This is a genomic window from Cobetia sp. SIMBA_158 (assembly GCF_046566945.1).
In the GTDB taxonomy this organism is placed as follows: Bacteria; Pseudomonadota; Gammaproteobacteria; order Pseudomonadales; family Halomonadaceae; genus Cobetia; species Cobetia amphilecti.
Genome location: NZ_JAWJYL010000461.1, coordinates 1 through 266 on the forward strand (window position 1 = coordinate 1; position 266 = coordinate 266).

Genomic DNA, 266 nt, shown 5'->3' on the forward strand with positions numbered 1-266 from the left:
CTATCTATGGGAGCAGCTATATCAAGGTGGATCATAGTGCCTGCATTTGCTCTACTTGGTGCTAGGCGCAAACCAACGCCTACATTTTTGAGAACATGATTATTTTCACCATTTGTTTGGTCATTAAACCATGCTCTACCAATATCTATAAAGCCTGCGCCACCTACTTTAAATAGTTGAAGCAAATCGTACTCCCAGTAGTAGCGTTTTTCTAGGCTCACTAAAAAGCTACGGTCGCCATGTTGGTAATCCATAGGGTAACCACG

General features: G+C 42.5%; 1 pseudogene. It reads right to left on the reverse strand.

Annotation, left to right across the window (positions count from 1 at the left end):
- Positions 1-254, reverse strand: a pseudogene (locus R2R70_RS20675) (hypothetical protein); the annotation flags it as partial.
- Between the last annotated feature and the right edge of the window lie 12 nt (positions 255-266).